The sequence below is a fragment of the Oscillochloris sp. ZM17-4 genome (assembly GCF_019599295.1).
Classification (GTDB): domain Bacteria; phylum Chloroflexota; class Chloroflexia; order Chloroflexales; family Chloroflexaceae; genus Oscillochloris.
In genome coordinates this window covers 83,306-91,138 of sequence record NZ_JAIEWN010000009.1, presented here as the reverse complement: position 1 = coordinate 91,138, position 7,833 = coordinate 83,306, and the positions used below count along the sequence as shown (strand labels likewise).

At 69.5% G+C, this 7,833-nt stretch carries 7 protein-coding genes; 1 reads left to right on the top strand and 6 read right to left on the bottom strand.

Annotation, left to right across the window (positions count from 1 at the left end):
* The 6 genes from K2Z83_RS09540 to K2Z83_RS09515 all read right to left on the bottom strand — a co-directional run.
* Nucleotides 1-1,204, bottom strand: a 1,204-nt coding sequence (locus tag K2Z83_RS09540; RefSeq protein ID WP_220594940.1) for an MFS transporter, incomplete at its 3' end; no start/stop codon positions are given.
* Nucleotides 1,182-2,345 carry a methyltransferase domain-containing protein gene (locus K2Z83_RS09535; protein ID WP_220594939.1) on the bottom strand — a complete coding sequence of 388 codons (1,164 nt, stop codon included), beginning with the start codon at nucleotides 2,343-2,345 and terminating at the stop codon, nucleotides 1,182-1,184. The genes K2Z83_RS09540 and K2Z83_RS09535, both read right to left, overlap by 23 nt.
* Before the next feature lie 71 nt (nucleotides 2,346-2,416).
* Nucleotides 2,417-3,919: an amidase gene (locus K2Z83_RS09530; RefSeq protein ID WP_220594938.1), complete on the bottom strand. Its 1,503-nt coding sequence runs from the start codon at nucleotides 3,917-3,919 to the stop codon at nucleotides 2,417-2,419.
* Between the two features lie 63 nt (nucleotides 3,920-3,982).
* Complete coding sequence (locus tag K2Z83_RS09525) at nucleotides 3,983-4,492, bottom strand: glutathione peroxidase (RefSeq protein ID WP_220594937.1); 510 nt, start codon at nucleotides 4,490-4,492, stop codon at nucleotides 3,983-3,985.
* A gap of 103 nt (nucleotides 4,493-4,595) precedes the next feature.
* Nucleotides 4,596-5,606 carry a DUF2330 domain-containing protein gene (locus tag K2Z83_RS09520; protein WP_220594936.1) on the bottom strand — a complete coding sequence of 337 codons (1,011 nt, stop codon included), beginning with the start codon at nucleotides 5,604-5,606 and terminating at the stop codon, nucleotides 4,596-4,598.
* A gap of 50 nt (nucleotides 5,607-5,656) precedes the next feature.
* The gene (locus K2Z83_RS09515; RefSeq protein WP_220594935.1) at nucleotides 5,657-6,043 is read right to left on the bottom strand and encodes a thiol-disulfide oxidoreductase DCC family protein; all 387 of its coding nucleotides are present in this window, start codon (nucleotides 6,041-6,043) and stop codon (nucleotides 5,657-5,659) included.
* A 337-nt stretch (nucleotides 6,044-6,380) separates the two neighbouring features.
* Between K2Z83_RS09515 and K2Z83_RS09510 the strand changes: the two genes are divergently transcribed.
* Nucleotides 6,381-7,706 (top strand): hypothetical protein, encoded by a 1,326-nt coding sequence (locus K2Z83_RS09510; protein ID WP_220594934.1) that lies wholly within the window; start codon nucleotides 6,381-6,383, stop codon nucleotides 7,704-7,706.
* Nucleotides 7,707-7,833 lie beyond the last annotated feature (127 nt).

Sequence of the window (7,833 nt, the reverse complement as noted above, 5' to 3'; positions counted from 1 at the left end):
TTCGCCAGCCGATCAGCGGGATGAGCGGCAGGGCCATGGCGATCGTGATCACGCCGCCGACGGCGAAGACCACGCCCCAGGATGCGCCGAGGTCGAGCATCCAGCCGGCCACCACCGGGGCCAGCACGGTGGCCCCGAATCCGATGAAGGCCTGGAGGGCCTGGGCCGAGCCGAGCCGGTCGGGCGGCGACCACTCGGTGATCGCGGTGGAGTAGATCGCCGAGTCGGCCGAGGTGAGCAGGCCGAGCAGGCAGCCGACGCCGGCGAGCAAGATCCAGGGCGAGGCGTGCAGGAATCCGAAGCCGAGCGAGATCGCACCGCTGGACAGGGCGATCACCAGGGCCGAGCGGGCGCGCCCGAGCCGATCAGAGATCCATGCCCCGAAGAAGACCCCGGGCGTGCCGAGGCCCGACATCAGGGCGGCCCACTGGCTGCCGCTGGATGCGGCCTCGGTGGCGTCGAGGCCGCGGGCGAGCAGGGCGCTGGCCAGGAAGGCGGCCAGCCAGCCCCGCGAGATATAGAGCTCCCAGGCGTGGCCGGTGTAGCTGATGATCGTGCGGGCCACCGGCCCCTCGCGCAGCACGCTCAGGTCGAGGCTGGCCCGCCGGCCCGTCGGCGCGGCGACGCCCACGGTGGCGTAGACCGCCAGGGGCAGGGCGACGGCGGCGGCCAGGGCCAGGGCCAGGGCGGCCGTGGGCCAGGGCACATGTGCGAGCAGCAGGCCGCTGCACCAGAGCGAGAGCGCGCCGCCCAGGTAGAATGCCGAGACGTAGGCGCCCACGGCCAGCCCGCGGCGCTGCGGCGGCGCGGCGAAGGCCACCACCCGCGTGCCGGGCATATAGATCCCGGCCAGGCCCAGCCCGGCCACGAAGCGGATGGCCGAGGCGCTCCAGACATCGTGGGCGAGCAGCGGGAAGGCCAGGAAGGCGGCGCAGGTGGCGACCGTGCAGGCGCTGATCACCCAGCCGATCGGGAAGCGGTCGGTCAGCGGCAGGATGAGCAGGACGCTCAGGACGTAGCCGGCCTGGTAGGCGGCGAAGACCCAGCCGATCGCGGCGGCGCTGGCCCCCCACTCCGCCCGCAGGATGGGCAGGGCGGCGGCGGTGAAGCTGGAGGGCAGCAGCACCAGGGCCAGCACCGGGCCGAGCAGGAAGATCCGCCAGGGCCGTGGGCGACCAGGCTCAGGCCGGGTAGTCGTCGTCATCGTCGTCCTGCGGGCGAACGGGCGGCGGTTCGGCGTAGCGGCGCGCCGGGCCTGCCTCGCGGACATACTCGTGGATGGTGGCCGCCTGGCCGAGCACGATCACGCGGTGGCGCTCCAGGGGGCGCAGGACGCGCGCCGCGCCGTAGCGGGCCGACTCGAGCACGCCGGTCTTGCCGGCCAGGACGACTAGCCGCCCGCCGGGGCGCATCACGCGGGCGATCTCAGACAGCACCCCTCGGTAAAGGCTGGGGATCAGCGTCTCGTCGGCGATCTGCTTGCCGAAGGGCAGGTTGACCGCCACCTTATCCACCTCGCCGTCGTCCAGCGGCAGCTTGCGGGCGTCCCAGCGGCTCAGGCTGACCTCGCCGCGCGTGCCGCGCAGGTTCGTCTGCATGGCCGAGAGGGCGTCGCCGTTGATGTCGCCGCCGTGCATCTCGGCGAACGGCCCGGCGGCGGCCCGCTCCAGCAGCAGGGTGCCCGCGCCAGCCATCGGGTCGAGGAAGACATCGCCCGCCGAGGGGTAGGTGAGGTGAACCATCGCGGCGGCGAGGGCCGGGCGCAGCGAGGCCGGCAGGTGCTTGATCTTCTCGCGCTTGCGCATGCTGGCGTCCGAGAGGCGCACGGCGCAGATCAGCTCGCTCTCGATCAGGGTGGCCCAGATCTCGATGTCGGAGTCATCCTCGACCGGCAGCCAGCGGCCGGGCCAGCCGTCGCGCACCGCGTCAGCGACGGCGCGGCCCACATCACGGCGCATAAAGCGCTGCGTGCCGACGACGCGGGCGATCACGCGGAAGGTGCCGTTCTGCTTCTGGCTGCCGGTGGCCTTGCGCCACGCGTTCAGGGCGTCCTGCACCGCCTCAGAGCCGCGCACGGCGGCGTGGATCTGGCGCAGGCCACGGTCGTCGTAGGCGATCTTGAAGCCGCGGGCGGCGATAGCGAAGACATCCTCGCTGACCCGCAGCTTGAGCAGGGGCCGCGGGCCGCCGCGGTGGTCAATCATCACAATGTCGTCGCGGCCGGGCACGGCCTTCAGGCCGAGCAGGCGCGGCCCCGGGCGCTCGCTGTCGCCGGGGATGGCGGCCTCGACCTCGCGCCAGGCGAGCTGGCCGAGGCCGGGGATGGTCTGGAGTACGTAAAGCATAATCCAATATGTGTAGGGCCGAAGCATTCGGGTTCGCGCCTTTGGCGCGCTTATTCGCGCTAACAAAAGTACTAAAAACCGAGGGCGGGCGGCGGCGCCCGCCCAGCCCAGGGCCGGGCGCGCTCCAGCTGGCCGGCCAGCCGCAGCAGCGTCGCCTCGTCGCCATAGGGCGCGGCGAACTGCATGCCGATCGGCAGCCCGTCGGCGCTCCAGTGCAGCGGCAGCGACATGGCCGGCTGCCCGGTCAGGTTGAAGAGCTGCGTATAGGGCATGAAGTCGTAGAGCTTCTTCGCAATCGGCCCGGCCACCCCCAGCGTCTTCAGCAGCCAGCCCGCGCCCAGCCGGTTGATCACCTTCAGGGCCACGGCCTCGGCCGGCGTGAGGTCGAAGGAGCCAATCGGCAGCGGCGGCGCGGCCAGGGTTGGAGTCAGCAGCACATCATAGCGCTCATGGAAGCGCGCCATATCGCGGGCGGTGCGCTGGAACAGGCGCCAGGCGGCGACATAGGCGTCGGCGCCAGTGGCCGCGCTGAGCAGCCCGAGGGCATAGGTCGCGGCCTCGAAGTCCTCGGGGCGCGGCCGCCGCCCGGCCAGCCGGGCCGCCTCGACAATGTCGGCCCGCAGCTCGCCCGCCACCACCACCATCATCGCCTGCGCGCAGGCATCGCCATCGACCGGCGGCGCAGCCTCGACCACCTCATGGCCCAGATCCGCAAGCAGCTGCGCCGTCGCCCGCAGGCCGGATCGGCACTCCGTGTGAACCCTGTGTCCGAAGAAGGGCCGGTCGGTGAAGGCGATGCGCAGCCGGCCCGGCTCGGCCGTCACCTCTTCCAGGAAAGGCCGTGCGGGACTCGGGGCCGCGTAGGGCGCGCCCGGGTCGATCCCCGCCGTCGCGTCGAGCATGGCCGCGCTGTCGCGCACCGAGCGGGTGATCACGTGCTCGACACCTAGTCCGCGCCACATCTCGCCCAGGTCGGGGCCGGCCGGCGTGCGCCCGCGCGAGACCTTCAGGCCAAACAGGCCGCAGCACGAGGCCGGCATGCGGATCGAGCCGCCGCCATCGGTAGCCCCGGCGATCGGCACCATGCCCGCCGCTACCGCCGCCGCCGAGCCGCCGCTGGATCCGCCCGGCGTGCGCGCCAGATCCCAGGGGTTACGGCAGGGGCCGAAGGTCTCCGGCTCAGTGACAGGCTGTAGGGCCAGCTCAGGCGTGTTGGTCTTGCCAACCATGATCGCGCCCGCCGCCTTCCAGCGCCGCACCATCGCACTGTCGCGCCCGCGCGGGATGTGGCGCAACATCCGGTTGCCGCTGCTGGTCGGCAGGCCGGCGTAGGTAGACCAGAAGTCCTTCAGCACCATGGGCACCCCGGCGAAGGGGCCGTCAGGCAGCGGGCCGAGCGCGACAGCGCGAGCCTGCGCGAACATCGGCAGCACCACCGCGTTCAGCGCCGGATTGCGGGCATCGATCTGGGAGATCGCCGCCTCGACAAGCTCCAGCGGTGTGACCTGCCGGGTAGATACCAGCTCGGCCAGCCCGAGACCGTCGTAGTCTGGATAGTCGGCGAAGGCGGCCATAGACACCTCAATGATTGGCGCGGTAGGGACACAGCTCACTGCGCCCCTACCGCGGCTCCTTCCCTACGAGCCGGGCTGATACACCTCATTCACCAGCTCGGCCACCTCACCCTCGATCTGCTCAGGAGTCTCGGTCGGCGCGTAGCGCCGCAGCACGAGCCCTTCGCGATCCACGAGGAACTTGGTGAAGTTCCACTTGATCGGCTCGCTGCCGAGGAAGCCCTTCTGCTGGCGCTTGAGGAAGGCAAAGAGCGGGTGGGTGCCCGCGCCATTGACCGCGATCTTCGCGAAGATCGGGAAGGTGACATCATACTTCCGGCTGCAAAACTGCGCGATCTCCGCCGGGTCGCTCAGCTCCTGGGCAAAGTCGTTACTGGGGAAGCCCAGCACCACCAGGCCGCGCTCATGGTAGCGCCGGTAGAGCGCCTCAAGGCCCGCGTACTGCGGGCTCAGCCCACAGAGGCTGGCCACGTTCACGATCAGCAGCACCTTGCCGCGGTAGGCGGCCAGTGGCTGCACGGCCCCGTCGAGCAGCGGTGCCTCAAAGGTATGGCTATAGAGTGATTCTTGCATCGAACGTATCCCTCCGAATCATTAGTATGTATATGTCCATATATAGCATACCAGAAACCGCGTAGATCGCACCACTCTCGCGCCTCAGACCCCGACGACCCAGCTACGGATCCTCGGGCGCGGGGGCGAGCGCCCGGATGCGCCGGCGGATGGCCAGGGCGAGCAGGAAGGAGACCGGCGAGAAGGCCGCCAGGCAGAGAAAGATCCCCATGATGGCGTAGTCCTCGGCGATGGAGACATCCGTATAGACCGTCACGGCCTCGCGGTAGGGATCATCGCTCGCCGCCCGGCCGACCGTGAAGTCGTCCGTGAGGCTGGCCGGGTCGAGCTCGGCGGAGCGCATGCGGGTGAGGTAGGGCGCGCCGGACAGCAGCTCCGCCAGGTCGCCCGTGGGGGCCGGGTCGAGGCTGCTGAGCGGGCCGGCGAAGGTGGTGGACAGGGCGGGCAGCTCGCTGCGGTGGTCGCTGAGCACAAACAGCTCCACGCCGACCGGCCGGTCGGACAGGGAGCCCAGGCGCATCGGGTAGATGAGATCCTCGGCCTGATAGCTGATCCGCAGGGGCGACAGCGCGCCCTCACGGTCGCCCGCGCTGAGCTTCACCGCCACAAACTTCCAGCCCTCGCCGACATAGGCGGCCAGGATCGGCGCGGCCGCAGCGGGCACCCTGTAGCCGTTCTGGTCGAGCCATGTCTGGAGGGCGGCTGGGTCGTCGGCGCTGAGGCGGGCCACATCATAGCCGCCGAGCGTCTCGCGGCCAAGCACGCTCACGCCGCCGGGGGGCGCGCCCGCGCCGGCCGTGTCGCTCAGGCGCCAGACATAGCGGCTCTTTTGCTCGACGAGCGGCTGGGTCGCCGCGATCAGGTAGGGGAAGAGGCCATCGCCGCCGGCGGGCTGGTCGACCGTGGGCGCGGCCGGGACAGGGAAGATCACGGCGGCGTCGGGGTCGGCATCGCTCAGGTCAACCGTCGTGATCAGCTGCTTGCGCGGGCCGGCGTCGATCAGCAGGGCGCGCTCGAAGGTGATCCGGGCCCCCAGGGGCATGCCGCAGGCGAGGGCCGCGCCCGGCGCGAGGGCGAGGATGACACCCAACACCATCAGGTAGGGCCGAAGCATCGGGGGTTGTCGCAGAGCGACAATCCCCGATGCTTCGGCCCTACGGGGTATCACCGGCATACATCATCCTCGCAGGCGCCGGCGCGCCCGCCGAGGAGATAGCGGTTGCGGGCCACGAACGCGTAGATCGGGCGGGCCAGGCTCATGGCGCCGGGAAGACGCATCAGCTCACCGAGCCCGCTCAGCGAGGGCAGGCGCAGCAGCGTCTCGCGCACCGCCTCGGCCCCCCGGTGCAGGGTGCCATCCGGCGCGACCAGGTGCAGCTCGCGCCGGGCGTCCTCGGGGCGCACCTGCGGGAAGCGGGCATGGGCCGAGTCGCTGTTCATGTCGAGCACTTCGATCCGCCCATCGTCGTTATAGCCTGCCACCATCTCCGCCTGGCCGACGCAGATGCGGCAGTTCCCGTCGTAGAGCAGCGTGTAGCGTGGGGTTGTCATCCTTCAGTCATCCGCTGTAAGGCTGCCGTAATATACGCAGCTTGTTCGTTTCAGGCTCCTGTCAGTACTATACCATCACAGCGTGGCCAGCGCCAAGGGTCGCGTTTCCCATCATTGGAGATCAGCATATGGCATCGACGAGGCCCACGCTCGTCGATCTACGCCCTATCATCGAGGCAGGGCGGGCGTTGCTGTCTCCACAAGCTGGCCGAGGAAAGGAGGGTCTGAATGAACGGCCACCACATCCCGCAGAGGGGGATGATCCGCTAGCTATTCTCTGTACGGGCGTAGCGCGCTACGCCCTAACGTCAAGCAAATGTGATATGGAGCACCCACAATGATCCTCAAGAACGGCAAGACGCTCGTCGCCCTGGGGCTGACCCTGACCCTAGCGACGGTGCTCGGCCTCTTCGCCTACCGCTCATCGGCGGCGAACACCGGGGCGTTGATGTATGTCCAGGGGCCAACCACCACCACCTGCCAGCAGACGAGCATCACGATGCCTGCGGGCTACCAGGGCTCAAACTTTGGGCTGGAGCTCCAGCAGTTCTGGCCGAATGAGCCGGTATCGATCTCGTTCACCTTCCCGGACGGCCGCGTGCTAAGCCCGGTGGTCACCAGCATCAACGACCTGAACTCGCTCCAGGACCCGGTGACGGCCCTCTCGTTCAACGGGGTGCCGATCCCGATCAATGGCCTGGACGGCGTGATCGACATGCCGGCCAACTTCCCCTGGATCAGCTTCACCGACGGGGGCGGCGACTACTACTACCCCTTCCAGACGACCAACAAGTGGCCCTACGGCTGCTACACCTTCACCGCCCTGGGCCTCCAGAGCAACCGCCAGGTCGCGGCCAACTTCGCCGTCATCCCGCAGGTCGGCCCGGCGCCGGACCCCGGCCAGGCCTCGCTGATCATCGAGGATAACACCACCGGCGACCCGAGCAGCCAGCAGGGCGCGCTGGTGAACATCTTCGGGCGCGGATTCGTGGCCCGCGAGCTGATCTCGATCTGGATCACCGCGCCCGACGGCGTCGTCTTCTCCTTCCCCTACCAGCCCACGACCAGCGACATCGGCTCGTTCGCGGTGCCCTTCGAGTTTAACGCCAACCACCCGACCGGGTTCTACGCCTTCACCGCGCTGGGGAACCTCAGCGGCTACCAGGTGATCAGCCGCTTCAACCTGACCTCGCGGGCCTCGCCGCTGAGCGGCTGGGCACAGCTGCGGGTGGCCTACCCGTCCTCGCGCAATGGCGCCCAGGGCACGCTCTTCGAGGTGCAGGGCAAGCGCTTCAACCCCTACGAGCGGGTCGATGTCTGGATGACCCTGCCGGACAACGCGGTGCGCGGGCTGCCCTCGCAGTACGCCGACGCCAACGGCGAGTTCTTCGCCGACATCTACCTGGACGAGCGGCTGCCCACCGGCGAGTACGACTTCACCGCCAAGGGGGCCGACAGCGGCTTCCTGACGATCAGCACGCTCTCCCTCAGCTCGGGCGGCCCGAACGTGCCCATCCCCGACGCCGGCTCTACGGTGAACGCCGACCCGGCGCCCGAGGTGCTTGTGACCAACGACTCGCTCGACACCGGGACGAGTGACACCCTCGGATCGCCCCCCGAGCTGACCCCGCTCTTCGATAGCCCGGCCGACCCGATCTTTTAGGGAGGGGTTGGGAGTTGGGGGGTGGGAGTTAGGGGTTAGCCCCGAATCTAGAGATGGCTGAAGCCCGCTTCGAGATACGAAGCGGGCTTCGTCATATCCCCCAACTCCCAACCCCCAACCCCCATAT

Coding starts and splice junctions, on each gene's coding strand:
- K2Z83_RS09535 (WP_220594939.1), bottom strand. CDS start 2,345: ATGCTTTACGTACTCCAGACCATCCCCGGCCTCGGCCAGCTCGCCTGG.
- K2Z83_RS09530 (WP_220594938.1), bottom strand. CDS start 3,919: ATGGCCGCCTTCGCCGACTATCCAGACTACGACGGTCTCGGGCTGGCC.
- K2Z83_RS09525 (WP_220594937.1), bottom strand. CDS start 4,492: ATGCAAGAATCACTCTATAGCCATACCTTTGAGGCACCGCTGCTCGAC.
- K2Z83_RS09520 (WP_220594936.1), bottom strand. CDS start 5,606: ATGCTTCGGCCCTACCTGATGGTGTTGGGTGTCATCCTCGCCCTCGCG.
- K2Z83_RS09515 (WP_220594935.1), bottom strand. CDS start 6,043: ATGACAACCCCACGCTACACGCTGCTCTACGACGGGAACTGCCGCATC.
- K2Z83_RS09510 (WP_220594934.1), top strand. CDS start 6,381: ATGATCCTCAAGAACGGCAAGACGCTCGTCGCCCTGGGGCTGACCCTG.